Raw genomic sequence first — 23,353 nt, 5'->3', positions numbered from 1 at the left:
GGGTTGCTTCAGGTGCGTTGCAGCAGCTTCTGCCGCACCAGCGCGATGTTGTTGCGCAGGGCGTAGAGCTCATCGGTGTAGGACAGCGGCACCACCACCTGTTCCACCTTGTCCTCCAGCGCGTCGAGCTGTTCCAGCAATTCCGACAGCGGCAGCGGGCCATCGTTGTCCTGGCTGCGCTGTTCGATGGTGCGCAACTGCCCGTACCAGCGGAACACGCGCGAGCGGATGCGGAACGCATAGAGCGGCGGCACGATGCGCGAGAGCGGCAGGGCCAGCGCCAGGATCAGGCCCATGGCCAGCCACATGCGCTCGACCAGGTTGGCGAGCCAGAACGGCAGGTAGCGTTGCAGGAAGGGCGGGCCGTTGCGGATCGCGCGCACGGCTTCCGGCGACAGCGGCACTTCGCTGTGCTCCAGGCTCGGGTATTCGCGCGCCCGGCTGAACCAGCCGCCGCCGCCATGCAGGTCGGTCGCGGTCTGGGCAAACAGCTGCAGGATGGCGGGGTGGGTCTTGGCACCGGCCAGCAGGCTGGTGGTGGAGGCCACCAGGCGCACGTCCTGCGCCGGCACGTTGGCCGAGAGGTCCACCACGCCCTGGGGCATGACCACCGGCGTGAGGTAGGCGAAACGGCGCGAGTAGGCCTCGCTCTGCGCAAAGTCGAGCAGACGCACACCCGGTGACTGCAGCAGCATCTGCACCATCAGCGACTCGGGGGCCGAGGCGAACACCAGGGCATCGAGTTCGCCGTCGAGAAAAGCCACCGTGGCAGGGGTCTGTTCGAGCTCGCTGAGCCGCATGGCCCCGTGGTCGATCCGGTTGACGTCGAGCAGCGTGTTGAACAGCCGGGGCACCCCGCTGCCGGGCGTGCCCACGTTCACGCGCCCGCCCTGCAACTCGCTCAGGTTGGCGATCGTGGGCGACTTCTTCAGGCGTTGCGCGGCGTCTTCGCGGTAGAACAGCCACAGCGGTTCGACGAACAGGCTGCCCAGCGAGACGATGGATTCTTCGTCGTCGTAGCCGATGTCGGCGCTGCCGCCCTGCACGAAGCCGATGTCGGCTTTGCCGGCGCGCAGCAGTTCCAGGTTGGCCGAAGAGCCCTCCGAGGGCAGCAGTTCGACGGTGATGCCGTAGCGCGCGAGGGCTGTGGCGTAACGTTTGCCGAACTCGTCGTAGGCGCTCTGTGCCGGGCCGGTGGCGAGCACCACGCGCTTCGGCGGATTGGGGTCGAGCCACCAGTAGGTGAGGGCCAGCAGCGCCAGCGTGAGCAGCGCAAACGGGCCGATGGAGACCGCCAGGTCGCGCAGCGACAGCAGGGTGTAGCGGATGTTTTTGGACATTGCGCTACCTTAGCACGCAGCTGCTGCGCGCCGGTGGCGGCGCTCACCCGTGGCCGGGGCTGCGCTGGTCGCTCAGACGGAAAATCTGCACCGCGTCGTGCATCACCTGGGCCTGGCCCTGCAGCGAGCTGGCCGCGGCGGCCAGCTCCTCGACCATGGCCGAGTTCTGCTGCGTCACGTTGTCGAGCTGCACCACCGCCTGGTTGATCTGCGACAGGCCCATGGACTGTTCCTGCGAGGCGCCGGTGATGCCGGCGATCAGGCCGTTGACCTGCTGCACCGCGGTGACCACGTTGCTCATGGTCTTGCCGGCGTTGTGCACCAGCTGGCCGCCTTGCGACACCTGGCTGGCCGATTCGTCGATCAACAGCTTGATCTCTTTGGCCGCGGTCGAGGTGCGCTGGGCCAGGCTGCGCACTTCGGCCGCCACCACCGCGAAGCCACGGCCCTGTTCGCCGGCGCGCGCGGCTTCGACCGCGGCGTTGAGCGCCAGGATGTTGGTCTGGAAGGAAATGCCTTCGATCACCTGGATGATTTCGCCGATGCGGCTGGACGAGCGGCTGATCTGGTCCATGGTCGAGACCACCGCGCCCATGGCGTCGTTCCCCTCGCGGGCGACTTCGGTGGCGCGCGAGGCCAGCAGCGCGGCTTCGCGCGCCGAGCTGGCGCTCTGCTCCACCGTGCTGGTGAGTTGCTCCATCGAGGCGGCGGTTTCTTCGAGGCTGCTGGCCTGTGCTTCGGTGCGGGCCGAGAGGTCGTGGTTGCCGCTGGCGATTTCACCCGAGGCGACCTGCACGCCTTCCACCTCGTGGCGCACGTCGGTGACCACGGCCTGCAGGTTGACGTTGAGCTGGTTCAGGGCGCGCGCCAGGTCGCCCAGTTCGCCGGAGGTCTGCCCCTGGAAGCGGGCCGACAGATCGCCCGCTGCCATCCGGTTGGCAAAGTTCACCGCATCTTCCACTGGGCGCACCATCAGGCGGCGCATGAAGGCGGCGGCAGCGATGGCCAGCAGGGTGGTAGCGCCAAACGCCGCGTAGTGCACGGCGTCGGGCTGACCTTCGGTGGCGCTTTCGATGGCTTGCACGAGAAACGCCAGCGCGATCGTGATCGCGCCCATCTTGCGGCCCAGGGTCGGGCGGGTCCAGCGCTGCAAGGTGCCGCGCCAACCGGTGCGCACCACGCGGGCGCGGTGCAGCGCGACACCGGGGTGGCCGCTTTCGGCCTCGGTGCGCATGCGCTGGTACAGAGTTTCAGCGCCTTCGATCTGTTCGCGGGTGGGCTTGGTGCGCACCGACATGTAACCCACTGGCTGGCCGTTTTGAACGATGGGCGTGGCGTTGGCCATGACCCAGTAGTGGTCGCCGTTCTTGCGCCGGTTCTTCACCAGCGCGGACCAGGGTGAACCGCTCTGCAGCGTGGCCCACATGTCGCGAAAGGCTTCGGGCGGCATGTCCGGGTGGCGCACGATGTTGTGGGGCTGCCCGATCAGTTCCTCGCGGCTGTAGCCGCTGACCGCCACGAAGTTCGGGTTGCAGTAGGTGATGCGGCTTTGCAGGTCGGTGGTGGAAACAAGCGTGACCCCGTCCGGAATGACGAATTCCTGTTGTGTGACGGGTAGGTTGGTGCGCATGGCTGGACTCGGTGAGTGGGGACGGTGGACGGGCTGTGTTCTGTATCGAACCCAGCGTGGCTGAACTTGAGTCTACGGGCGGTCTTTCCGGTCAAAACCCCCGAATTGGGCGACATACGGCGGTCAATCCTTCCCCATGTTCAACAAATGAGCGCTTTGGACCTCACCGGCGGCGTGTCGACGCCGCCCAAGCGCGTCACTCGTCACGTTGCAGCGTCAGCACCTTGTAGCTGCCCAGGCGCTTGTCGGCCGTGAACTTCACGCGGTCGCCCGGTTTGAGCTGCTCCAGCAGGGCCGCGTCTTCGACCACGAACACCATGGTCATGGGCGGCATCTCCAGGTTGGGAATCTCGCCGTGTTTGAGGGTGATCTTGCCGGCGCGCAGGTCCACCTTGCGGACCTCGGCCGCCACCAGCGGCAGGCTGGCCGCGGGGGACGCGGCCGGCGATGCCGGAGCCGGCGGGGCCGTCTGGCTGTGGGCGATGGTCGCGCTCCCGATCAGGACTGTGGTGGCCAGGCTGGCCGCGAGGCGGTGCAGGGTGCGGCTGGAAGGCTGGTGCATGGGGACTCTCCTGAGGGGGGTGTGATCAGCTGCGGAAGTACGACTGGTAGACGCGGCCCTTGCCGTCGGGCAGCACCAGCACCACGTCGTACGGGTCTTTGCGGCCACCGTATTCGGGGCCGTCCATGCCGGGGCTGCCGATCGGCATGCCCGGCACCGAGAGGCCGATGGCCTTGGGCTTCTCGGCCAGCAGGCGGCGGATTTCGCGCGCGTTCACGTGGCCCTCGACCACGTAGCCGCCGATCAGCGCCGTGTGGCACGAGGCGTATTTCTGCGGCAGACCCAGGCGCTGGCGCATGGCCGTGTTGCCGGTCTCGAAGACCTGCACCTGGAAGCCGTCGCGCTGCAGGTAGCTGATCCAGTCCTTGCAGCAGCCGCAGCTCGGGTCTTTCCAGACCTGTAGCACGGGCAGGTCTTTTGCGGTGGGTGAGGCAGCCCAGGCGGGCAGGGTGGCGGCGGCCAGCAGGGCCGGGGCGGTGAGGAGAAGGGAACGTCGTTGCATGGTGGGCTCCTTTAAAACGGATGAGGGATCAGGCCAGGGGCGTGACGCGGATGGTGCCGCGCATGCCCGCGTCGAAGTGGCCTGGCAGCAGACAGGCGAATTCGAAATCGCCTGCGCGGTTGAAAGTCCAGGTGATGTCGCTGCGTTGGCCGGCCGGCACGTGGGCCATGTAGGGCTCGTCGTGTTCCATGCCGGGGTGCTTCTTCATCATCTCGGCGTGCGCCTGCAGTTCTTCGGGCGTGCCGATCACGATCTCGTGCAGCACGTTGCCGCGGTTGACCGCGCGCAGGCGCAGGGTCTCGCCTTCGCGCACGTCGAGGTGGCTGGGCGTGAAGCGCATGTTGTCGCTCATGCGGATCTCGATGCTGCGTTTCGCCTCCCTGGTTTCAGCGGCGATGCCCCAGGGTTTCTGCTCCTTCACGACCGGAGCCGCGGCAGCGCCACGCTCGTGTTTCTCTCCGTGGGCGCTGGCCGGGCGGTGGACCAGCCAGGCGGCCAGGGGGGCCAGGGCCAGCAGCTGCTGGAACCGGCGGCGGGTGGGTGCTGTGTGTGTCATGGGTGGTGGGTCCTTTGCGGTGTACAGGAATGTCAATGCGGGTGGCCGCCGCTGCCCTGGGGCTTGCGCACGGTGGCGCTGGGTGCGGGCTGGTTGGGCGCAACGCTGGCGGCGGGCTTCGCCGGGCTGGCCACGGGCGTGGGTACTTCGCGCGCCTGGGTGCCGGGCGGCATGGTGTACCAGCCCGGGTCGCTGTAGTCGCCCGCTTTCTGGTCGGCGCGCACCTTGAGCGTGCTGAACATGCCGCCCATTTCAATGGCGCCGTAGGGACCGGTGCCGGTCATCATGGGGAAGGTGTTGGCCGGCAGCTCCATCTGCATCTCGCCCATGTCGGCCATGCCGCGTTCGCCCATGACCATGTAGTCGGGCGAGGCCTTCTGCAGCTTGCCCACCAGGCCCCTGTGGTCCACGCCGATCATGGTCGGCACGCCGTGGCCCATGGCGCCCATGGTGTGGTGGCTCTTGTGGCAGTGCATGGCCCAGTCGCCGGGTTCGTCGGCGATGAACTCGATCTGCCGCATCTGGCCCACGGCCACGTCGGTCGTCACCTCGGGCCAGCGCGCGGTCTTCGGGACCGGGCCGCCGTCGGTGCCGGTGACCTCGAACTCGATGCCGTGGATGTGGATCGGGTGGTTGGTCATGGTCAGGTTGCCGATGCGCACGCGCACCCGCTCGCCCAGCCGCGCCACCAGCGGGCTGATGCCGGGGAAGACGCGGCTGTTCCAGGCCCAGATGTTGTGCTCCAGCATGGTGTTGACCTGCGGCGTCATGCTGCCGGGCTCGACGTCGAAGGCGTTGAGCAGGAAACAGTAGTCGCGCCCCACGTCGTCGATCAGCGGGTGTTTGGCCTTCGGGTGCGTGACCCACATCCCCATCATGCCCATCGCCATCTGCGTCATCTCATCCGCGTGCGGGTGGTACATGAAGCTGCCGGGCCGGCGCGCCACGAACTCGTAGACGAAGGTCTTGCCGGGCGGGATCTGCGGTTGCGTGAGCCCGCCCACGCCGTCCATGCCGGCGGGCAGGCGCTGGCCGTGCCAGTGCATGGTGGTGTGCTCGGGCAGGCGGTTGGTGACGAACAGGCGAACGCGGTCGCCTTCGACCACCTCGATGGTCGGGCCCGGGCTCTGGCCGTTGTAGCCCCACATGTTGACCAGGAAACCGGGCGCCATCTCGCGCACCACAGGCTCGGCCACGAGGTGGAACTCTTTCACGCCGTTGGCCATGCGCCAGGGCAGGGTCCAGCCGTTGAGCGTGACCACCGGGTTGTACGGCCGGCCCGCGCCGGTGACGCCGGGCGGTGTCCAGGGCGCAGCCGTGTCGGGCGAGGTCTGTTGCACGGCTTCGGGCAGGGCGGCGAGCGCCACGCGGCTCACGCTGGCGGCGGCCACGGCGGTGGCGGTGCCAGCAAAAAAGTGTCTTCGGTTGAGGGGGGGTGTCATGTTCAGTGTCCTCCCGCGGCAGCGCGCTTGTTGTTGTCGCTGCTCGCGCCCGGGCTGGCGGGGTCCACATCGGCACCGGCCAGCAGGGCGTCCCAGTTGGCCTGGGCGAGCCAGAAGTCGCGCCGGGCCATCATCGCGGCGTCGAGCGCGCCCAGGCGTTCGCCTGCGCTGGCGAGCAGGTCCCAGCTGCTCTGCAGCATGCCGTTGTAGCGCAGCAGGGTTTCCTGTTCCTGGGCGGTCTGCAGGCGCAGCGCGTGTTGGGTTTGCAGGGCGCCAGTGTGTTGAGCGTGCAGCTGGCGCCAGGCTTCTCGCGCCATCGAGCGGCGTTCGGCGGCGGCCATGAGCAGCGCCGATTCGGCTTCCACGGCGGCTTCCAGCGAGTGGTCGCGGACCAGCCGCAGGTCGCCGATCTGCGGTGCGAGCCAGGGCGCTGCACCGGCCGGCGTGGCGGGCGTTTTCAGGGCTTCGTCCACCGCCTGCGACCAGGCGGTCAGGCGCTCCGGGCTCACGGCCACGAGCGAGCGCTGGGCTCTCAGGCGTTGCTGGGCCAGCAGGGGCTGGCTGCGCAAAACGGTGGCCTCCACCTCCGCGGCGCCTGTTGACAGCTGGGCCGGCGGTTCGGGCAACTGGGCCGGCAGACGCTGCGTCAGCTGCGCCACCGCCTGGGCGTCCCAAACGCCCAGCAGACGGGCCAGTTGTTCGGTGGTGGCCTGTTGCGCCTGCGCGGCGCGGGTCCAGGCTTGCTGAGCCTGGGCCTCGGTGAGCTGCTCGCGCAGCAGACGGGCCTGGCTCCAGTTGCCGGCCTGCACCATGCGCCGGCCGAGTTCGGCGCCGGTGGCTGCCGCTTCCAGCGACTCACCCATCAGGCGCAAGCGCTGGCGTGCGCTGACCGCGTCGATCCAGGCGCGTTGCAGCGCACGCACGTGTTCCGCATAGGCGCGCTGCACGGTGACTCGTTCCAGGTCGTTCATGCCGGCGTGGGTGAACAGGCCCGGCCGGTGGCGCAGCGACTGGCGCAACGCGCCGGCCATGTCCAGCGCTGGCGTGTTCGCGGCAGTTTCACCGGCTCCGCCTGAGGGCCGCGCGGGGTTTTGCGCCTCCCAGCGCAGCAGGTCGATATGGCCGCGCGGAAACTCGGCCACGCGCTGGTTGGCGCGTTGCCAGATGGCGCGGGCAGCTTCGATGTCGGTCGGCCGTTCAGGGGCGGCAGCGGGTTCCGGGGCGGGCAGGGCCATCAAGGCGGGCGGCGTGCTGGGCGTTGCGGGGTCGGACGCCACCAGCGCCGCCGAGGGCGTCTGCGCCAGGGCCGGCAGCGGAAGGCTCAGCGCGAGGGCGAGCACAGCGAACGCGGGTCGCCAGCCCTCTGTGGATGGGGACAAAGGTGGCGGCTGCCACCGAAAAACGGTCATGAAGTTCTCCTGAAAACCCGGAACGGCGTCTGCCTGCGCACCGGCACTGGCCGGCGGCGGACGCACCTGTGGCGTGGATCTTCAGGAAATGGGGGGTTTGACGCCTTGCCGCAGCTCGGAGCTGGCGAAGCGTTCGACGCGCGAGGCGTGCTGGGGGTGCATGGCGGTCAGGGTCAGCAGCGCGGTGGCCGATGCGGCCATCGCCGGGCCGTTGCAGATGTCGCAGGCGCCGTGCTGGTGGGTGCCATCGTCATCGGTTCCGGCGTCGGTGGCCTGGCTGGCCATCTCCAACAAAGGTGGCGTCGGCTGTGCGGTGAGCGATGCGGACGGCGGCGCGTGGTCCGGGCAGCCGGCGTGGGCCGCCGGGCTGGCGGGGTTCGCCTGCATGGAGAACGCCATGGCCTCGCCCACCCAGCCGCGCACGGGCAGCAGGGCGATCATGAGGGCGATGAGGAAATGGCGCATGGAGGGGGATGATACGGCGGGTGGTGCAGAAGTTCCACGGACGGGTGCAAGGAGATGAAGGGCAGCGTCACGAACAACGCAGGGCGAGCGCTTGCAGGGGGCGTGTCCAGCCGCTGTCGGTGACTACAAAAGCCACGCGCTGATCGGCCGTGCCGGCGGGCAGGGTGATCTGCACGGTGTGGGCCTGAGCGGCGGGCCAGGCGGGCAGGGGCTGGTACAGCCGCACCACATGGTCGTGTCTGAGGTGTTCGCCCGCGTTCTCGCCCCGCGTGACCTGGCTGCCCAGCCCGTCCTGCAACACCGCCCAGTAGCCCGCCAGCGACGTGTTGGCACGGCTGGGGCCGACGTGGGCCGTGACCTGATTGCCCGTCCGGCGCAGGCGCAAGGCCGGTGCCTGCGCCGCTGGCAAGGGGGGCAGCTGTTTCGCGGTCTGGCCATGCCAGCCGCGGTGGTCCCGGCCGTTGAGCACCACCTGTGGCGTGTAGACATAGGCGCCGCCGAGCGCGGCCTTGATGCGGTGCTGGCGTGCGGTCGTCTCCGGGGTGGCGAAGGGGTCCAGCCAGCCGAGGTGGTTCCAGTAGCTGACGTGAAAGGCCAGGGCCAGCACGCCGTCTTCGGGCTTCAGCGTGGAGAGCCATTGGTCCGCCGGCGGACACGAGCTGCAGCCCTCAGACGTGTAGAGCTCCACCACCGCCGGCGGGGTGTTGCCCGCGCTAGCTTGGCAGGTTTGCGCGGCCGCGGGTGGCATCCAGCCGGCACTGGCCAGCAGCGGCAGGCCCAGCCAGAGTGGGCGAAGGCGTCGAAGCGATATCTGGGCAGAGGTCGGGTGAAGTTTCCGGTGGTGCGGCATGGCGGTCTCCTGTGGCATGGAGATGGGTCGCCAGCCAGCGCCAGACCTTACAGCCCGGCTCCATGCGCGTGACCGTGGGCCGGCAGGCCACCCAGCTCACCCCGTGCCTGGCGCACCACCGAGACCCCGGCCGAGATCGCCAGCGCGGCCATCACACCCGCCACCGCCAGGTCGGGCCAGGCCGAACCGGTGCCGAACACACCGAGCGCGGCGAGCATGACCGTCAGGTTGGACAACGCGTCGTTGCGCGAGCACAGCCAGACGCTGCGCATGTTGGCGTCGCCGGTGCGAAAGGCGTACAGCAGCACGGCCACGCCGGCGTTGGCCAGCAGCGCAATGAAGCCGACCACGCCCATGGTGAGCGGCTCGGGCACGCTGCCGACGTGCAGCATCCAGCCCGCGCGGGCCAGCACGAAGACGCCATAGGCGAACATGGTCACGCCCTTGACGAGTGCGGCGCGGCTGCGCCAGACCAGGGCCATGCTGAGCACGGCCAGCGAGAGCGCGTAGTTGGCGGCGTCGCCTGCGAAGTCCACCGCGTCGGCGAGCAGCGAGACGGAGTTCGCCTGCAGGCCGGCGATCAGTTCGACGAAGAACATGGTGGCGTTGACGGCCAGCGCGATCCACAGTGCCTTGCGCCAGCGCGGGTCGATGGTCTGGGCGGCGGTGGCGGCGGTGGTGGAGCAACTGGAATGGCAGGAGGTGCAGGCCATGAAAGGGGCTTTCGTTGGGAGTGGGCGAGGCGGCGTGTCATGATTGGAAACCTTGAAGCCACTTGAAGGTCAAGCATGACGGCAGCGCCTTTGTCCACGACGCCACAGCACCGCATCGGCGAGGCCGCCCGGCGATCCGGCGTGAGCGCGGCCAACATCCGCTACTACGAGCGCGAGGGTCTGCTGCAGCCACAGGCGCGGGCCGGCAACGATTACCGCCTCTACAGCGAATCGGACATCCACCGACTGCGCTTCGTGCGCCAGTGCCGTGCGATGGACATGTCGCTCGACGAGGTGCGCACCCTGCTGGGGCTCGACCTGAACAACAAGGCCGACTGCGCCACCGCCAGCGCGGCGCTGGACGAACACCTGGGCCATGTGCGCCAGCGCCTGACTGAGCTGCGCGCGCTGGAAAAAGACCTGCTCGCGCTGCGCAAACGCTGCGACGGCTCGGACGACCACTGCCACATCATCGAGGCGCTGCACCAGCGGGCCGACGCGGCGCTGCCCGAATCCGCGGGGCCTGTGCCCCGGCGCCACGTCTGAACGGCGTGAGCCGCTGGCGGTGAGGCGTGCAATTTTTCACGGTTGAAAAAAATCGGCAGGTCTAAAAAATAGAGGTCCATTGAACTACCTTAGACTCGCGCGCTTTGTTGTTGGTGGTTCAAAAGAATGAAAAGTGAATACGAGGGAGGTCTGCGCCGCAGGGCGCAGGACTGTTTGATCTGCGGCCTGCTGGCGGCCACGCCGAGTGCCTTTGCCCAGCAGGCCTTGCCGGATCCGAGTGTGGGGTTGCGGCGTCAGCAAGACAACGAGGCCGCCCGGCGCGCGCTGGTGCCCCAGCTCTACGCTCTGGTTGATCCGTCAAGCAACGCCCTTGCGTCCAGTCTGATCTCGGCCAACGGCATGAACATCAAGCTCTTGAACGGTCTGCTTAACTCGCACACCCTGAGCGCGCGCCTGGCCATCTACGTCGGCAGCATCACCGACGTGCTGTGCAGGATGCAGGGCAAAAGCATCGACCTGCTCGCCAGCGGTGGCATCAACAGCAATGACGTTTCCTTTCGCTGCGTCTGACTTTTTCTTACGCCATCCCAAACCTTTTTATCCATTCAGGGAGGATTCTTATCAGCCCAAAATTTCGTCACGTTTCCTGCCTCTGGCTAGCCGGCTCTATTGACGTGGTCTTGCATTGTGGTTGAGCACGCTTCAAAAAAAGTCCGGACATCAAATCATTCGTTTCTCATGAATTAAATCCATGACCGCCTCTTCCATGCGTTATTTCAAGACCATTTTTCTGGTGATGATGTCCGTTGCTCTGACGGCCTGCATGTCCACAAAATCTTTTCTGGATCCTTCGTTTCCAAAAATTTCATATGAGGAACTGAAAAAGCCATTGCAGCCAAAGAAGTTCAAGGTAACGGCTGAATTTCAGCGAAATGGAGAACATCTGGAAAAGGTGGACCAAACCATCTCTGACAGTACCGAACGCATCTTGCGTGCATCGGGTTTTGCAGTTCCGGGCGGTGATAGCGCGGATGGCGCGATTCACGTGGTTCTCAACAACATCGCTGACATTGGCGGCGCTGTTGGCAAGGGCTTGGGAACAGGCTTGACCTTTGGTTTGGCAGGGTCCTTGGTCACCGATGCCTATGAAATGCAGGTGACGATCAAAGTAGGTGGGAAAACTTTCACGCGAACGGCGGTGAAACATGCCCTGCATTCAGTGATTGGTCGGGCAGAGACCCCGGAAGGAATCGAAACCATGCCGCTTCAAACCGCTTTTGAGCGCCTGTTTGAGCAGATGCTGCTTCGTGTGCTCAAGGAGTATCAGTCCAGCCCGGAATTTTCGAGTCTGTGTGTGAGCCGATCCATCGGATGAGAAGCGCATGAACATCAAATACCTGAATCACATGACCAAAACACAACGCGCAACCTGTCTTTCCTTGCTGACCCTGACGGTCTTTATGGGCGCCTGCGGCGGCGGAGACAGCGACAATGATGCCGCCGTTAAGGGCGCGGACCCGGCCGACAAATACGTCGGGTCGTGGGTGCGTGGTTGCCAGGACCTGACGCTCAACGGGAGAGCCATGTCGACGGGCCAGACAGTCACCTTCACCAAGACCAGTACGAACACGGTGGACTACTCGGCAGAGTCCAGAGACTACACAACGAACAATTGCACGGGTGCCTATGTTGTGGAATCGCAGGGCAGGGGCTATTCCATCATCGACGGCACCATGCTTGACAGCGCTGGGCGCACGGTTGACAAGTTGACCACGGAGGACCTGGTTGATCCATTGGTCAAGGGGCGGTACAAGAGCATGGCCTGGATCGATGGCAAACGCCTGTACACCCCGTCGATCAACAGCCCGAAGAATGCAGAGGGTTATCCGACCACGCTCAACATGAGCCGTTTCGCGACAAAGCAATAGACGATGGGGCAGCAATGCCCCACCGATCATGATCCGAGGCCCCCAGGGGGAGCGCGCTCAATGCCCCAGGATTTTGGACAAAAAGTCCTTGCTGCGGTCGGTCTGCGGGTTGTTGAAGAACTCCTCGGGGGTGTTCTGTTCCACCACCTGGCCCTGGTCCATGAAGATCACGCGGTCGGCGACGGCCTTGGCGAAGCCCATCTCGTGCGTCACGCACAACATGGTCATGCCCTGGTCGGCCAGGCCGATCATCACGTCCAGCACTTCCTTGATCATCTCCGGGTCGAGCGCCGAGGTGGGCTCGTCGAACAGCATGATCTTGGGCGTGAGGCACAGCGCGCGCGCAATCGCCACGCGCTGCTGCTGACCACCGGAGAGCTGCAGCGGGTACTTGTTGGCGTGTTCGGCGATGCGCACGCGCTCCAGCTGCACCATGGCCTTTTCGATCGCCACGTTGCGCGGCAGCTTGGCCACCCAGGTGGGTGACAGGATCAGGTTCTCCAGCACGGTGAGGTGCGGGAACAGGTTGAACTGCTGGAACACCATGCCGACTTCGCGGCGCACTTTGTCGATGCCTTTGAGGTCGTCACCGATCACGGTGCCGTCCACCGTGAGCTTGCCTTGCTGGTATTCCTCCAGCGCGTTGATGCAGCGGATCAGCGTCGATTTTCCGGAGCCCGAGGGGCCGCAGATCACGACTTTTTCGCCCTTGGCGAAACTGAGGTTGACGTCGCGCAGCACGTGGTAGCCATTGCTGGCGTACCACTTGTTGACGTTGTCGAACTGGATGATGGGGGCTTCTGATTGGCTCATGAGAGGCTTTCTGATTTTGGGATGTTCTGTGTTCAGCGGACTTTGCTGACGGCGGTGCGTTTCTCAACCCACAGGCTGTAGCGCGACATGGCAAAACAGAACACGAAATAGATCAGCGTGATGAAGAAATAGGCTTCGAGCTTGAAGGGGCGCCAGTCGGCGTCGGCGTTGAGCGCCAGGGCCAGCGCGCCGGTAAGCTCGTAGAGCGAGACGATGGTGACCAGCGAGGTGTCCTTGAACATGCCGATGAAGGTGTTCATGAGCGAAGGCACCACCATGGACAGCGCCTGCGGCAGCACGATCTTGCGTTGCGTCTGCCAGTAGCTCAGGCCCAGCGTGGCCGCGGCCTCGGTCTGGCCCTTGGGCAGGGCCTGCAGGCCACCGCGCACCACCTCGGCCATGTAGGCGGCCGAGAACAGCGTGATGCCCACCACGACGCGGATCAACACGTCGATGCTCACGCCTTCGGGCATGAACAGGGGCAGCATGAACGAGGCCATGAACAGCACTGTGATCAGCGGCACACCGCGGATCAGCTCCACGTAGAGCGTGCACAGCGTCTTGATGGCCGGCATGTTGGAGCGCCGTCCCAGCGCCACGAAGATCGAGAGCGGGAAGGCCATCGTCATCGACACCACGGTCAACATCACGGTGAGCGGCAGACCACCCCACTGGTCCGTGTCCACCGGCGTCAGGTCGAGCACGCCACCTTTCATGAGGGTGAAGTAGATCACCAGCATCACCACCCAGATCAGGGGCAGCGACTTGCTCCAGAAACGCGGCATGCAGCTGATGCCCACCACGCCCAACATCAGCGCGGTGGCGATCACCGGGCGCCAGTGTTCGGTGTCGGGGTAGCGGCCCATCACGATGAGCCGGCCTTTTTCGGTCACCACGCCCCAGCAGGCGCCGATGCCACGCAGACTGTTGCAGGCTTCGAGGTTGGCGCCGAAGACGGCGTTGGTCAGCGTCCAGCCCATCGCGCCGTACAGCGCCCACAAGGCAATGCCCAGCACGATCAGCGTCTTGATGCTGTTGCCCAGACTGGAAAACAGGTTGATCTTGAGCCAGGCCAGGACGCCTGTGCTCAGGCCCGGCATCGGGCGTGCGTCTATCGGTTGGTAAATTTGCTGCATATCAGTTCTCTACCGTGCCGGCGTGTGATCCGCCACGCGTGAATGGGTCCAGCCGGGAGGCACTGCCGGGCCGGCTTTGCCGGACGGCCAGTGCCGCCCCCTTGAGGGGGTAGCGCGAAGCGCTGCGGGGGTGTTTCATCTTCAACGCTCCTGGATGGCTGCACTGGCGTTGAACCAGTTCATCAGCGCCGAGGTGATGAGGGAGAGCGTGAGGTAGACCAGCATCACGATCGAGAGGGCCTCGATGGCGCGGCCGGTCTGGTTCAGCGTGGTGTTGGCGATGGAGACCAGATCGGGGTAGCCGATGGCGACCGCAAGCGAGGAGTTTTTGGTCAGGTTCAGGTACTGGCTGGTCAGCGGCGGGATGATCACGCGCAGCGCCTGCGGCAGCACGACCAGCCGCATGGCCTGGCGCTTGCCCAGGCCGAGCGATGCAGCGGCTTCATGCTGGCCGAGTGAGACCGAAGCGATGCCCGAGCGCACGATCTCGGCAATGAACGACGCGGTGTAGAGCACCAGACCCAGCAGCAGGGCGAGAAACTCGGGGCTGAACGCAGCGCCTTCCTCGATCTGGAAGGCCCCCTTCATTGGCAGGCTCCAGCCGGTGGGCGCGCCACCGGCCAGCCAGCCCAGCACGGCCAGGCCGACGATCAGTGCCAGCGACACCAGCATCACCGGTCTCTGCTGACCCGTCAGGTCAAAGTGTTTGCTGGCCTTGCGGGCATACAGCCAGGCCCCCACCGCGCCCAGCAGCAGTCCGATGAGCGCCAGCGTCTGCCCCAGTTTCCAGATCGGCCAGGGGAAGGACAGACCACCCTTGCTCAGGTAGAAGTGGCCGACCTGCCAGGCCTCTTCGAAGCTGGGCAGGATTTCGGTGAAGACGATGTACCAGATCAGCAACTGCAGGTAGATCGGCACGTTGCGGAAGAATTCGACATAGCCGTAGCAGATCTTGCGCAGCAGGAGGTTGGGCGAAAAACGCCCCACGCCGATCAGCGTGCCGAGAATCGTGGCCAGCACGATGCCGATCAGGGCGACCTTGAGCGTGTTGAGCATGCCGATGGAGAAGGCCGTCCAGTACGTGCTCATCACGTCGTACGGGATCATGGTTTCGCTGACGTCGAAACCGAAGGGCTGACCCATGAAGTCGTAACCGCTCTGGATGCCGCGCTCGCGCATGTTGCGCAGCGTGTTGCGCACGAGCAGCCAGACGAGGGTGATCACCGAGGCGATGGCGACCACCTGGTAGATGACGCTGCGGCCTTCGCGGCTGTTCCACGAAATCGAGCGTCGTGTTTTAGCGGGTAGCGGCCGCGCTTCAATCATGGACTGATTGGACATGGAGTCGTTTCCCAAGAAGAGGGGCTAAAAAAATGGCACAAGTGCCCTACGAAACGGAGTTCATAGAACACTTGTGCCTGCGACGGCCAAGTGCCGAGGGTGCCGGATCAGCGCAGCGGCGCTGCGTACATGAAGCCGCCTGCGCTCCACAGGTTGTTCTTGCCGCGCGGCAGGTTGATCGGGGTCTTGGGGCCGACGTTGCGCTCGAAGCTCTCGCCGTAGTTGCCCACGGCCTTGATCGAGCGCGCCAGCCATTCCTTGTCCAGGCCGAGGTGCTTGCCGAGGTCTTCGGTGGAGCCCAGCATGCGGCCCACTTGCGGATCGGTGCTCTTCTTCATCTCGTCCACGTTGGCCTGGGTGATGCCGTATTCCTCGGCTTCGATCAGGCCGTTGAGCACCCATTTGGTGACGGCGAAGAACTCGTCGTCACCGCGGCGGATCATCGGGCCCAGAGGCTCCTTGGAGATCAGGTCGGGCAGGATCACGTGATCGGCCGGCACTTTGGCTTCCTTAGCGCGGATCGAGGCCAGGCCCGAGGCGTCGGTGGTGTAGGCCTGGCAGCGGCCAGCGAAGTAGGCGCCGGTGGAGGCTTCCAGTTTCTCGAACACCACGGCCTTGATGTTGAGCTTGTTGGCGCGGGAGAAGTCGGTCAGGTTCTTCTCGGTCGTGGTGCCGGACTGCACGCACACCGTGGCGCCCTTGAGCTGTTTGGCGCTGGTGATCTTGCCCTTGTTGACCAGGAAACCCTGGCCGTCGTAGTAGTTCACACCGACGAAGTGCAGGCCGAGCGAGGCGTCGCGCGAGAGGGTGTTGGTGGTGTTGCGCGAGAGGATGTCCACTTCGCCGGACTGCAGGGCGGTGAAGCGCTGCTGGGCCGTCAGCGGCACCCACTTGACTTTGGCGGGGTCACCCAGCAGGGCGGCGGCCACGGCCTTGCAGTAGTCCACGTCGAGGCCCGTCCAGTTGCCATTGCTGTCAGCGGCGGAGAAGCCCGCCAGGCCGACGTTCACACCGCAGACCAGCTGGCCGCGGGCCTTGATGGCGTCCACGGTCTTGCCAGCGTGGGCCGGCAGGCTCATCAGGGCGGCTGCAGCGCCCATTCCCATCACGGTCAATTTCAGGGCATTCAATTTCATCGGTAGCTCCGTTTTGGTCTAAAAGTTGATGATTCGGGCAATGTGCACCAGAAGAAGGCATATCTGGCCCGCAGAGCGACTGTATTACCGCCGTCAGGGCCACGACATCGGGGTTTACGTGGGAAAACTATGCGTAAAAGGTATCACCGTATCGCCTTTGACCCACGACAAAACCGTGTCTTGGTATCAGCATGTTCCGTGCCACCTGCCATGCGCGCCAGCGGTCCCAGGCGCGACATGGCTGCTTTTCTTTTTGCAGCGCAGCCCCGTATGCTTGCGTTGAAAAGAAGTACCAGGAGACAAACCGATGAGCCTTGCAAACGCCGCCCCGGTGGCCGTTCATGTTCAGCCGCGCCCCCACCACCGCTTCTGGCCGAAGCGCCTGCCGCACCGCATCAGTCCGCCCGTGACCTCGCTCTGGCACAACCTCGTGGTGAGCGCGCAGCGTTACCCGGACAAGCCGGCCCTGGTGTTCTTCGATCAGCAGCTCAGTTACCGCGAACTGCAGGCGCAGGCCGAGCGGCTGGCGGGCCATCTGCATGCGCAGGGCGTGCGGGCGGGCGACCGCGTCGTGCTGCTGATGCAGAACTGTCCGCAGTGGATCGTGGCGCACTACGCCATCCTGCGGGCCAACGCGGTGGTGGTGCCGGTGAACCCGATGAACCGGGCCGAGGAGCTCAAGCACTACATCACCGACCCCGACGTGAAGGTCGCCGTCTGCGCCGCCGACCTCGCGGGCGATCTGCTCAAGGCCAACGCCGATCTGCCCGAGGCGCAGCGCCTGTCGCACCTGGTCGTGGCGCACTACCACGACGCCATCGGCCCGCAGGCCGACATCCCGCCCGCGTGGGTCGACTGGCTGGCGAAGCGCCATCCGCTGCCGGCCCTGCCGGGGGGCAGCGTGGCCGACTGGGCCGACGCGCTGGCCAGCAGCCACACCGCACCTGTGCACGACCGCCAACCCGCCGACCTGTGCGTGCTGCCCTACACCAGCGGCACCACCGGCCTGCCCAAGGGCTGCATGCACACGCACGCCAGCATCATGCACAACGCCGTGGCCTGCAGCCTGTGGACCGGCGGCACACCCGAAAACGTGTCGCTGGTGGTGGTGCCCATGTTCCACATCACCGGCATGGTGGTGGGCATGCACGCGGGCATCTACACCGGTGCCACGCTGGTCATCATGCCGCGCTGGGACCGCGAGCTCGCCGGGCGCCAGATCTCGGCCTGGCGCGTCACACACTGGAGCAACATCCCCACCATGGTGATCGACCTGCTGGCCAGCCCGCGCTTCGACCAGTACGACCTCTCCAGCCTGGTCTTCATCGGCGGCGGCGGCGCGGCCATGCCGCAGGCCGTGGCACAGCGCCTGTTCGACCAGTTCAGCCTGCGCTACGCCGAGGGCTACGGTCTCACCGAGACCGCCGCGCCCTCGCACAACAACCCGCCCGATGCACCCAAGCAGCAATGCCTGGGCATCCCGTTCCTGAGCACCGATGCGCGCGTGGTGGACCCGGAGACGCTGCAGGAAATGCCGGTGGGCGAGGCGGGTGAAATCATCATCCGCGGGCCGTCGGTGTTTGCCGGCTACTGGAAGCGGCCGGATGCGACCGAGGCGGCCTTCATCGAGTTCAACGGCGAAAAATACTTCCGCTCCGGCGACCTCGGCAAGGTGGACGAAGACGGCTATTTTTTCATCACCGACCGACTCAAACGCATGATCAACGCCAGCGGCTTCAAGGTCTGGCCGGCCGAGGTGGAGGCGCTGATGTTCCGCCACCCGGCGATCGCCGAGGCCTGCGTGATCAGCACGAAAGACGCCTACCGGGGCGAAAGCGTGAAAGCCGTGGTGGTGCTGCGCGACAGCGCGCGTGGCCAGACCAGCGAACAGGACATCCTGGACTGGTGCCGCGAGAACATGGCGGTCTACAAGTGCCCGCGTGTGGTGCAGTTCGTCGATGCCCTGCCCAAGAGCGGCAGCGGCAAGGTGATGTGGCGATTGCTGCAGGAGCAGGAACCCGCGGCCTGAAGGGTTGATGGCTCCCCGGTGCAGGCGCCTCCCGGCACAATCGTCTGCATGACCAACGCCATCTCTCCGCTGCGCAGGCTCTGGCAGCCGCGAATGCCCCTTTTCTGGCTGGTGATCGTGCTCAATCTGATGTCTTCTGCCATGACGTCGGCTTTGATGGTGATGCAGCCCACCGGCGCGATGCGGGGTCTGCTGACCCTGTTCGCCGTGCTCAATACCCTGGCCGGCTGGTGGCTGCTGGCCCGCCTCTGGCGCGAAACCGCGCCCGCTTCACAAGGAGACTCCCATGTTCAAGGCCCTGCTGATCAACAAGACCGATGACGCAGGCTACCGCTGCGCGCTCACCGAACTCGACGAGGCGCAACTGCCCGCCAATGGCGACGTGACGGTGCGGGTGGACTGGTCCACCCTCAACTACAAGGACGGCCTGGCGATCACGGGCAAGTCGCCCGTGGTGCGCAGCTTTCCCCTGGTGCCGGGCATCGATTTCGCGGGCACCGTGACGGCCAGCGAACACCCACGCTGGAAGGCCGGCGACCGCGTCATTCTCAACGGCTTCGGCGTCGGTGAGTCGCACTGGGGCGGCCTGGCGCAAATGGCGCGCGTCAAGGGCGACTGGCTGGTGGCCCTGCCCGACGGTCTGGATGCGCGCGACGCCATGGCCATCGGCACCGCGGGCTACACCGCCATGTTGTGCGTGATGGCGCTGCAGCGGCACTGGGCCGAGGCGGGCGTGAAACCCGGCAGCGGCGAGGTGCTCGTGACCGGCGCCAACGGCGGTGTGGGCAGCATCGCCATCGCGTTGCTCGCGGGCCTGGGCCACACGGTGGTGGCGTCCACCGGCCGGCTGGGCGAGGCGGACTTTCTCAAGGCCCTCGGTGCGGCCGAGGTCATCGACCGCAGCACGCTGAGCGCCGCGGGCAAGCCGCTGCAGAAGGAACGCTGGATCGGCGTGGTCGATTCGGTGGGCAGCCACACGCTGGCGAACGCCTGTGCCAGCACACGCTACGGTGGCGCGGTGGCGGCCTGCGGTCTGGCGCAGGGCATGGACCTGCCGGCGTCGGTGGCCCCGTTCATCCTGCGCGGTGTGACGCTCTACGGCATCGACAGCGTGATGGCGCCACTGGCCCGGCGCGAGGCCGCCTGGGCACAACTGGCCACCGGCCTGGACCGCGGCAAGCTCGCCGCGATCACGCACGAAATCGGTCTGGCTGATGCGATCGGTGCGGCCAGCGAGATCCTGGCGGGCCAGGTGCGCGGGCGGCTGGTGGTGAACGTCAACGCCTGAGGATCAGGCGCTGCCTTCGGTCTGCTCGGGCACGATGTGCCGGTAGGCGTGCCAGGTGGCGTGTCCGATCACCGGGCCCACGATCAGCAGGCCGAGGAACACCGGCAGCATGGCCAGGCCGATCAGCACCGTGATGAGCGCGCCCCAGATCAGCATCACACCGGGGTTCTGCAGGCAGGCGCGGATGCTGGTGAGACCGGCCGAGACGGCGTCGGTCTTGCGGTCCATGATCATCGGGATCGAGATCACGCTGGTGATGAAGATCAGGCCGGCGAAGAGGCCGCCGACGATGGTGTAGGTGATCAGGAAGCCGATGTTCTCGGGGTTGATCAGCTGCGGCAGCAGCTTCTCGGTCGAGGGCATGGTGTTGAAGGTGACGGCAAACACCACCAGCGAAGCCCGGCCCCAGAGCAGTTCCAGTATCAGCAGCACGCCGGCAAAGATGCCCATCGTGCCCTTGGTCGGTCGCCAGGCCTGCAGGGAGGCGCGCAGCGAGGGGCGGTGGTCGTGGGTCTGCATGGCCTTGCTGGCGTCGTACAGACCCAGGCACAGGAACGGTCCCATCAGCAGGAAGCCGGCGCTCAGCGCCAGCACGTAGGCCGGTGCGTTCTGGAACACCGCCAGCAGCGCGTGCCCCATGGCGAAGAAACACAGACCGTAGAACAGGCCGATGCGCGTGCAGCGCTGGAAGTCTTGCCACCCCAGCTGGAGCCAGCGGATCGGGTCGGATGGGCGCAGGGTGGCGAGCGGGAGGGCGAACACCGAAGGTCCGCGTTCGGCGTCTTTCTGGCGCTGATCAGCGTCCGGGTTCTCGCGCGCCCGATCCTCGCCTTCGATAGCGCTCGCTTGAATGGCTTCGGCCATGGTTGTCTCCTGTAGTGGAAACAATATAAACAAGGCCGAATATTGTTCTTACATGGTTTACCCCATGCGCGGTAGGGTCGTTCGGGTTCTGTCCGCATCACCCGCCATGGCCACGCCCGAGGGGCCTCCTAGAGGTGCGCGTGGGCGGTCGTGCCGCCACCCCGGGCGTGTCTGGGCGCTCCGCCGCCAGCGGGCTCGCGGCGCATGTGCAGCGCCAGGGCGGCGTCCAGCGACTGGGTGTGTTTGGCGAACCAGACCGCCAGTTCACCGGCCATTTCACGGACTGCATCCATCTGGCCAGCGCGCGCCATCGCCAGGCCTTCCCGCAGCACGTTGAGCACCACCCGGTGCTGGATGATGTGGTTCTCGGCCGCGGAGAAGCGGGTTTTTCGCATCCAGTCGTCCTCCCGACCGAAATGCTCCACGGTGTGATCCACGACCGCGGCCCAGGCCTGCGGCAGGGTGGCGTCGGGTGCGCTTTGTGCCAGCGCCAGCAGGTCCACAAACTCGCGGTGCACGCCGTCCATGGGCTCAAAATCCAGCAGCAAAGCGTCGGACCATTCAACAATATTCATATCAACCTCCTTGACTTTGCCAACAGCTTGACAGCGTGCAAACGGCCGCGTTTTGATCCAGCGCAGAAACTCCGCAGGGCCCACCGCGGGTGAACCCGGATGCGGATGCGGGCACAGCCGGCACCGTTACACTGCCCCGCCATGACCACCAGTGCTTTCCCTCCTCCCTGTGTGCCCCTTGACGGGCTTGATGCCGCCCTGCAATCGCAGGGCTTTGCGCTGATCGCAGCCGCCGATGTGCGGCGGTGGCTGCCGGCCGACGTGGCCGAGCTCGATGCGCTGCACGCCGGCTGGGATCACCTGCCGGCTGACGCCTTCCTGAAGGACGGCGGGCACTACCGGCGCCGGCGCCACAGCTGCTTCGTGGTCGATGGCCAGTCGGTGCAGCAGGCGCCGCACCGCGCCCACTGGCAACCGCTGGAATACAACGCGCTGCACGGCGGCATGCAGCGGATGTTCGAGCCCATGCAGCCCGAGCTCGTGGCACTGCCGGTGTGGAGCCGCCTGCTGACGCGGGTGGGCGAGGCGGTGTGTGCCCTGCGCGGAACGCAGCCCTGGTTTGTCGAGGCGCATCCGTTTCGCATCGACACCACCGACGGCATTGGCCGGCCCACGCCCGAAGGCGCGCACCGCGACGGCGTCGATCTGGTGGCGGTGTTCATGCTTGGGCGCCACCGCGTCAAGGGCGGCGAGAGCCGGGTGTTCGAGGCCGACGGCCCCAGCGGTCAGCGCTTCACGCTCACCGAACCCTGGTCGCTGCTGCTGCTGGACGATGCGCGCGTGATCCACGAGACCACGCCGATCCAGCCGCTGGTGAACGGCGAACTGGGCTGGCGCGACACACTGGTGCTGACCTACCGCTCGGGCGGCTTCCAGGGCGAATGAAACCGCGCCGCCTCAGGCACCCACGCGCTGCTTGCGCCGCCACGCCGCCGGCGGGTGGCCCACGCTGCGTTTGAACGCACGGGAGAAGGCGGCCTCGGAGTCGTAGCCCACCTCCTGCGCGATCGTTGCGACCTTGGTGTCGCTGTTGCGCAGCAGGCCGGCGCCCAGCTGCATGCGCCAGCCCGTGAGGTATTGCATCGGCGGTTGCCCGGCGAGTTCGACGAAACGTTCGTGCAGCGCCGAACGCGACAGCCCGGCCTCGCGCCCCAGTTCGTCGATCGTCCACGGATGGGCCGGCTTCTCGTGCATGAGGTGGATCGCCCGCCCCACATGGCGATCGCGCAGCGCAGCGAACCAGCCCGAGGCGCCACTGGGCAAGGATTCGAGGTGGCGCCGCGCCGCGTCGACAAACACCATTTCGCTGACCCGCTCCAGCACCGCGGCGCTGCCGGCACGGCTCTCGCGCGATTCCGCCACCGCCTGGTCCAGCAGATGCACCACCCAGGCACCCAGGCCGTTGGATTCGAGATGCAGCAGGCGGGGCAACGCCGAAATCAAGGGGTTGAAGGGCAGCAGGTCGCAGGCGATGAACCCGCACACGACGACCGACTTCGCCTCCTCGGCCGGGATCGCGGCACCCGGGCGCAACACGCCGCGGTGGTAGGCCACCGCGATGGGCTTGGGGTCGTTGCGGGTGGTGAAGCGCCAGTCGCTGCGGTCTTCCTGCGCATGCATGCCCGGCGCGCTGGAGATGACGTGTCCGTCGCCGCGCGGGAACATCACGATGTCGCCTTGCGCCAGCCGCACCGGCGGTTCGCCGTCGGTGGCGGCCCAGCCCGCGCCCCGGACGATGAGGTGGTAGGCCAGCACGTGTTCGGCACCCGGCATCAGGGCGCGCGCCAGATCGGGTGAGGCCGGCGTTTCCGCGGCCCACTCGTCGCCAAAACTCACGTAGTAGAAGACCGCTCCGCGCAGGCGCACGCTGCGCAGCACGTCGGACAAGGGATCGTGGTGCATGGACAGGGCCTCCACATCCGGAGCCGCGATCAAGCGGGGTGGATTCCCGGCCAGGGTCGCGGTTGACCAGACGCATTCCAGGACGAACAGACAAGTCTGAAGGACGCCCGGAGAAGCGTCAATGCCCCGCTTTCCGAAGAATGGGCCCGTCGCCGCAAACCCGCGCCGATGCCCCCCACTTCCACAGGAGACAAGCCCATGAACACCGTGCTCGACAAACCCGTTCCCGACTACGCCGCCATCAAACAGCGCCAGCAGGCCACCTGGGCCAGCGGCGACTACGCCGCCATCGGCACCACCTTGCAGATCGTCGGCGAAACGCTGGCCGAAGCGGCCGACGTGCGCGCCGGCGAGCGCGTGCTCGA

At 66.3% G+C, this 23,353-nt stretch carries 26 protein-coding genes and 1 pseudogene; 9 read left to right on the top strand and 18 right to left on the bottom strand.

Annotated features, from left to right (window positions below):
• Positions 1-8: 8 nt before the first annotated feature.
• From F3K02_RS21835 to F3K02_RS21790, 10 genes are all read right to left on the bottom strand, one after another.
• Positions 9-1,340 carry a TAXI family TRAP transporter solute-binding subunit gene (locus F3K02_RS21835; protein ID WP_177137855.1) on the bottom strand — a complete coding sequence of 444 codons (1,332 nt, stop codon included), beginning with the start codon at positions 1,338-1,340 and terminating at the stop codon, positions 9-11.
• A 43-nt stretch (positions 1,341-1,383) separates the two neighbouring features.
• On the bottom strand, positions 1,384-2,970 hold the full coding sequence (locus tag F3K02_RS21830) for a methyl-accepting chemotaxis protein (RefSeq protein ID WP_177137852.1): 1,587 nt from the start codon (positions 2,968-2,970) through the stop codon (positions 1,384-1,386).
• Positions 2,971-3,166: 196 nt separating this feature from the next.
• Positions 3,167-3,532 (bottom strand): copper-binding protein, encoded by a 366-nt coding sequence (locus F3K02_RS21825; RefSeq protein ID WP_177137842.1) that lies wholly within the window; start codon positions 3,530-3,532, stop codon positions 3,167-3,169.
• A 25-nt stretch (positions 3,533-3,557) separates the two neighbouring features.
• The gene (locus F3K02_RS21820; RefSeq protein ID WP_177137840.1) at positions 3,558-4,034 is read right to left on the bottom strand and encodes a DUF411 domain-containing protein; all 477 of its coding nucleotides are present in this window, start codon (positions 4,032-4,034) and stop codon (positions 3,558-3,560) included.
• A 28-nt stretch (positions 4,035-4,062) separates the two neighbouring features.
• Positions 4,063-4,590, bottom strand: a complete 528-nt coding sequence (locus F3K02_RS21815) for a cupredoxin domain-containing protein (protein ID WP_177137839.1) — start codon at positions 4,588-4,590, stop codon at positions 4,063-4,065.
• 32 nt (positions 4,591-4,622) lie between these two features.
• The gene (locus F3K02_RS21810) at positions 4,623-6,032 is read right to left on the bottom strand and encodes a multicopper oxidase family protein (RefSeq protein WP_177137838.1); all 1,410 of its coding nucleotides are present in this window, start codon (positions 6,030-6,032) and stop codon (positions 4,623-4,625) included.
• A 2-nt stretch (positions 6,033-6,034) separates the two neighbouring features.
• Entirely contained in the window at positions 6,035-7,441 is a 1,407-nt protein-coding gene (locus tag F3K02_RS21805; protein ID WP_177137837.1) for a TolC family protein, read from the bottom strand.
• Between the two features lie 81 nt (positions 7,442-7,522).
• Entirely contained in the window at positions 7,523-7,906 is a 384-nt protein-coding gene (locus F3K02_RS21800) for a hypothetical protein (RefSeq protein ID WP_177137836.1), read from the bottom strand.
• 67 nt (positions 7,907-7,973) lie between these two features.
• Entirely contained in the window at positions 7,974-8,756 is a 783-nt protein-coding gene (locus F3K02_RS21795) for a DUF1223 domain-containing protein (protein ID WP_177137835.1), read from the bottom strand.
• Between the two features lie 47 nt (positions 8,757-8,803).
• Positions 8,804-9,469 carry a cation efflux transmembrane domain-containing protein gene (locus tag F3K02_RS21790; RefSeq protein ID WP_177137834.1) on the bottom strand — a complete coding sequence of 222 codons (666 nt, stop codon included), beginning with the start codon at positions 9,467-9,469 and terminating at the stop codon, positions 8,804-8,806.
• Positions 9,470-9,544: 75 nt separating this feature from the next.
• Here F3K02_RS21790 and F3K02_RS21785 point away from each other — a divergent pair, with 75 nt between their 5' ends.
• The 4 genes from F3K02_RS21785 (at position 9,545) to F3K02_RS21770 (ending at position 11,904) form a co-directional block, all read left to right on the top strand.
• On the top strand, positions 9,545-10,015 hold the full coding sequence (locus tag F3K02_RS21785; protein ID WP_177137833.1) for a Cd(II)/Pb(II)-responsive transcriptional regulator: 471 nt from the start codon (positions 9,545-9,547) through the stop codon (positions 10,013-10,015).
• 126 nt (positions 10,016-10,141) lie between these two features.
• On the top strand, positions 10,142-10,546 hold the full coding sequence (locus F3K02_RS21780; RefSeq protein ID WP_177137832.1) for a hypothetical protein: 405 nt from the start codon (positions 10,142-10,144) through the stop codon (positions 10,544-10,546).
• 181 nt (positions 10,547-10,727) lie between these two features.
• A complete protein-coding gene (locus tag F3K02_RS21775; protein WP_177137830.1) occupies positions 10,728-11,351 on the top strand; it encodes a hypothetical protein in 624 nt (207 codons plus the stop codon).
• A 7-nt stretch (positions 11,352-11,358) separates the two neighbouring features.
• Positions 11,359-11,904 carry a hypothetical protein gene (locus tag F3K02_RS21770; protein WP_177137828.1) on the top strand — a complete coding sequence of 182 codons (546 nt, stop codon included), beginning with the start codon at positions 11,359-11,361 and terminating at the stop codon, positions 11,902-11,904.
• A 57-nt stretch (positions 11,905-11,961) separates the two neighbouring features.
• Here F3K02_RS21770 and F3K02_RS21765 read toward each other — a convergent pair whose 3' ends face one another.
• The 5 genes from F3K02_RS21765 to F3K02_RS21745 form a co-directional block, all read right to left on the bottom strand.
• Positions 11,962-12,717 (bottom strand): amino acid ABC transporter ATP-binding protein, encoded by a 756-nt coding sequence (locus F3K02_RS21765; protein ID WP_177137826.1) that lies wholly within the window; start codon positions 12,715-12,717, stop codon positions 11,962-11,964.
• 32 nt (positions 12,718-12,749) lie between these two features.
• Positions 12,750-13,853 (bottom strand): amino acid ABC transporter permease, encoded by a 1,104-nt coding sequence (locus F3K02_RS21760; RefSeq protein WP_177137823.1) that lies wholly within the window; start codon positions 13,851-13,853, stop codon positions 12,750-12,752.
• A 1-nt stretch (position 13,854) separates the two neighbouring features.
• A complete protein-coding gene (locus tag F3K02_RS21755; protein WP_177137822.1) occupies positions 13,855-13,992 on the bottom strand; it encodes a hypothetical protein in 138 nt (45 codons plus the stop codon).
• Between the two features lie 2 nt (positions 13,993-13,994).
• Positions 13,995-15,194, bottom strand: a complete 1,200-nt coding sequence (locus F3K02_RS21750; RefSeq protein WP_246309709.1) for an amino acid ABC transporter permease — start codon at positions 15,192-15,194, stop codon at positions 13,995-13,997.
• Between the two features lie 107 nt (positions 15,195-15,301).
• Positions 15,302-16,300 (bottom strand): amino acid ABC transporter substrate-binding protein, encoded by a 999-nt coding sequence (locus tag F3K02_RS21745; protein WP_246309711.1) that lies wholly within the window; start codon positions 16,298-16,300, stop codon positions 15,302-15,304.
• Positions 16,301-16,637: 337 nt separating this feature from the next.
• Here F3K02_RS21745 and F3K02_RS21740 point away from each other — a divergent pair, with 337 nt between their 5' ends.
• From F3K02_RS21740 to acuI, 3 genes are read left to right on the top strand one after another with little or no spacing between them, the layout of a single operon-like run.
• Positions 16,638-18,359, top strand: a complete 1,722-nt coding sequence (locus F3K02_RS21740) for a long-chain fatty acid--CoA ligase (protein WP_177137818.1) — start codon at positions 16,638-16,640, stop codon at positions 18,357-18,359.
• A gap of 48 nt (positions 18,360-18,407) precedes the next feature.
• A complete protein-coding gene (locus tag F3K02_RS21735) occupies positions 18,408-18,680 on the top strand; it encodes a hypothetical protein (protein WP_177137817.1) in 273 nt (90 codons plus the stop codon).
• Positions 18,646-19,647: an acrylyl-CoA reductase (NADPH) gene (gene acuI / locus F3K02_RS21730; RefSeq protein WP_177137815.1), complete on the top strand. Its 1,002-nt coding sequence runs from the start codon at positions 18,646-18,648 to the stop codon at positions 19,645-19,647. Before F3K02_RS21735 ends, acuI begins: the two co-directional genes overlap by 35 nt.
• Before the next feature lie 3 nt (positions 19,648-19,650).
• On the opposite strand, the gene F3K02_RS21725 is transcribed toward acuI, so the two are convergent.
• Both F3K02_RS21725 and F3K02_RS21720 read right to left on the bottom strand, forming a co-directional pair.
• Entirely contained in the window at positions 19,651-20,511 is an 861-nt protein-coding gene (locus F3K02_RS21725; protein WP_177137812.1) for a DUF2189 domain-containing protein, read from the bottom strand.
• A 128-nt stretch (positions 20,512-20,639) separates the two neighbouring features.
• Entirely contained in the window at positions 20,640-21,086 is a 447-nt protein-coding gene (locus F3K02_RS21720; protein WP_177137810.1) for a bacteriohemerythrin, read from the bottom strand.
• 141 nt (positions 21,087-21,227) lie between these two features.
• Here F3K02_RS21720 and F3K02_RS21715 point away from each other — a divergent pair, with 141 nt between their 5' ends.
• A complete protein-coding gene (locus tag F3K02_RS21715; protein WP_177137808.1) occupies positions 21,228-21,971 on the top strand; it encodes a 2OG-Fe dioxygenase family protein in 744 nt (247 codons plus the stop codon).
• Positions 21,972-21,983: 12 nt separating this feature from the next.
• Here F3K02_RS21715 and F3K02_RS21710 read toward each other — a convergent pair whose 3' ends face one another.
• Complete coding sequence (locus F3K02_RS21710; RefSeq protein ID WP_177137806.1) at positions 21,984-22,988, bottom strand: AraC family transcriptional regulator; 1,005 nt, start codon at positions 22,986-22,988, stop codon at positions 21,984-21,986.
• A gap of 198 nt (positions 22,989-23,186) precedes the next feature.
• On the opposite strand from F3K02_RS21710, the pseudogene F3K02_RS27690 reads away from it, so the two are divergent.
• A pseudogene (locus tag F3K02_RS27690) lies at positions 23,187-23,353 on the top strand (SAM-dependent methyltransferase); the annotation flags it as partial.

The sequence above is a fragment of the Hydrogenophaga aromaticivorans genome (genome assembly GCF_013387465.1).
GTDB lineage: Bacteria > Pseudomonadota > Gammaproteobacteria > Burkholderiales > Burkholderiaceae_C > Hydrogenophaga > Hydrogenophaga aromaticivorans.
The sequence above is the reverse complement of the archived record's forward strand: the minus strand, read 5'-3'. Positions and strand labels throughout refer to the sequence as shown.

Excerpts from the sequence above, each read along its gene's own strand:
- F3K02_RS21750 (WP_246309709.1), bottom strand. The coding sequence starts at position 15,194 with ATGTCCAATCAGTCCATGATTGAAGCGCGGCCGCTACCCGCTAAAACA.
- F3K02_RS21790 (WP_177137834.1), bottom strand. The coding sequence starts at position 9,469 with ATGGCCTGCACCTCCTGCCATTCCAGTTGCTCCACCACCGCCGCCACC.
- F3K02_RS21805 (WP_177137837.1), bottom strand. The coding sequence starts at position 7,441 with ATGACCGTTTTTCGGTGGCAGCCGCCACCTTTGTCCCCATCCACAGAG.
- F3K02_RS21825 (WP_177137842.1), bottom strand. The coding sequence starts at position 3,532 with ATGCACCAGCCTTCCAGCCGCACCCTGCACCGCCTCGCGGCCAGCCTG.
- F3K02_RS21835 (WP_177137855.1), bottom strand. The coding sequence starts at position 1,340 with ATGTCCAAAAACATCCGCTACACCCTGCTGTCGCTGCGCGACCTGGCG.
- F3K02_RS21760 (WP_177137823.1), bottom strand. The coding sequence starts at position 13,853 with ATGCAGCAAATTTACCAACCGATAGACGCACGCCCGATGCCGGGCCTG.
- F3K02_RS21710 (WP_177137806.1), bottom strand. The coding sequence starts at position 22,988 with ATGCACCACGATCCCTTGTCCGACGTGCTGCGCAGCGTGCGCCTGCGC.
- F3K02_RS21830 (WP_177137852.1), bottom strand. The coding sequence starts at position 2,970 with ATGCGCACCAACCTACCCGTCACACAACAGGAATTCGTCATTCCGGAC.
- F3K02_RS21715 (WP_177137808.1), top strand. The coding sequence starts at position 21,228 with ATGACCACCAGTGCTTTCCCTCCTCCCTGTGTGCCCCTTGACGGGCTT.
- F3K02_RS21735 (WP_177137817.1), top strand. The coding sequence starts at position 18,408 with ATGACCAACGCCATCTCTCCGCTGCGCAGGCTCTGGCAGCCGCGAATG.
- F3K02_RS21755 (WP_177137822.1), bottom strand. The coding sequence starts at position 13,992 with ATGAAACACCCCCGCAGCGCTTCGCGCTACCCCCTCAAGGGGGCGGCA.
- F3K02_RS21770 (WP_177137828.1), top strand. The coding sequence starts at position 11,359 with ATGAACATCAAATACCTGAATCACATGACCAAAACACAACGCGCAACC.
- F3K02_RS21745 (WP_246309711.1), bottom strand. The coding sequence starts at position 16,300 with ATGGGAATGGGCGCTGCAGCCGCCCTGATGAGCCTGCCGGCCCACGCT.
- F3K02_RS21810 (WP_177137838.1), bottom strand. The coding sequence starts at position 6,032 with ATGACACCCCCCCTCAACCGAAGACACTTTTTTGCTGGCACCGCCACC.
- F3K02_RS21795 (WP_177137835.1), bottom strand. The coding sequence starts at position 8,756 with ATGCCGCACCACCGGAAACTTCACCCGACCTCTGCCCAGATATCGCTT.
- acuI (WP_177137815.1), top strand. The coding sequence starts at position 18,646 with ATGTTCAAGGCCCTGCTGATCAACAAGACCGATGACGCAGGCTACCGC.
- F3K02_RS21820 (WP_177137840.1), bottom strand. The coding sequence starts at position 4,034 with ATGCAACGACGTTCCCTTCTCCTCACCGCCCCGGCCCTGCTGGCCGCC.
- F3K02_RS21740 (WP_177137818.1), top strand. The coding sequence starts at position 16,638 with ATGAGCCTTGCAAACGCCGCCCCGGTGGCCGTTCATGTTCAGCCGCGC.
- F3K02_RS21775 (WP_177137830.1), top strand. The coding sequence starts at position 10,728 with ATGACCGCCTCTTCCATGCGTTATTTCAAGACCATTTTTCTGGTGATG.
- F3K02_RS21800 (WP_177137836.1), bottom strand. The coding sequence starts at position 7,906 with ATGCGCCATTTCCTCATCGCCCTCATGATCGCCCTGCTGCCCGTGCGC.
- F3K02_RS21785 (WP_177137833.1), top strand. The coding sequence starts at position 9,545 with ATGACGGCAGCGCCTTTGTCCACGACGCCACAGCACCGCATCGGCGAG.
- F3K02_RS21815 (WP_177137839.1), bottom strand. The coding sequence starts at position 4,590 with ATGACACACACAGCACCCACCCGCCGCCGGTTCCAGCAGCTGCTGGCC.
- F3K02_RS21780 (WP_177137832.1), top strand. The coding sequence starts at position 10,142 with ATGAAAAGTGAATACGAGGGAGGTCTGCGCCGCAGGGCGCAGGACTGT.
- F3K02_RS21720 (WP_177137810.1), bottom strand. The coding sequence starts at position 21,086 with ATGAATATTGTTGAATGGTCCGACGCTTTGCTGCTGGATTTTGAGCCC.
- F3K02_RS21725 (WP_177137812.1), bottom strand. The coding sequence starts at position 20,511 with ATGGCCGAAGCCATTCAAGCGAGCGCTATCGAAGGCGAGGATCGGGCG.
- F3K02_RS21765 (WP_177137826.1), bottom strand. The coding sequence starts at position 12,717 with ATGAGCCAATCAGAAGCCCCCATCATCCAGTTCGACAACGTCAACAAG.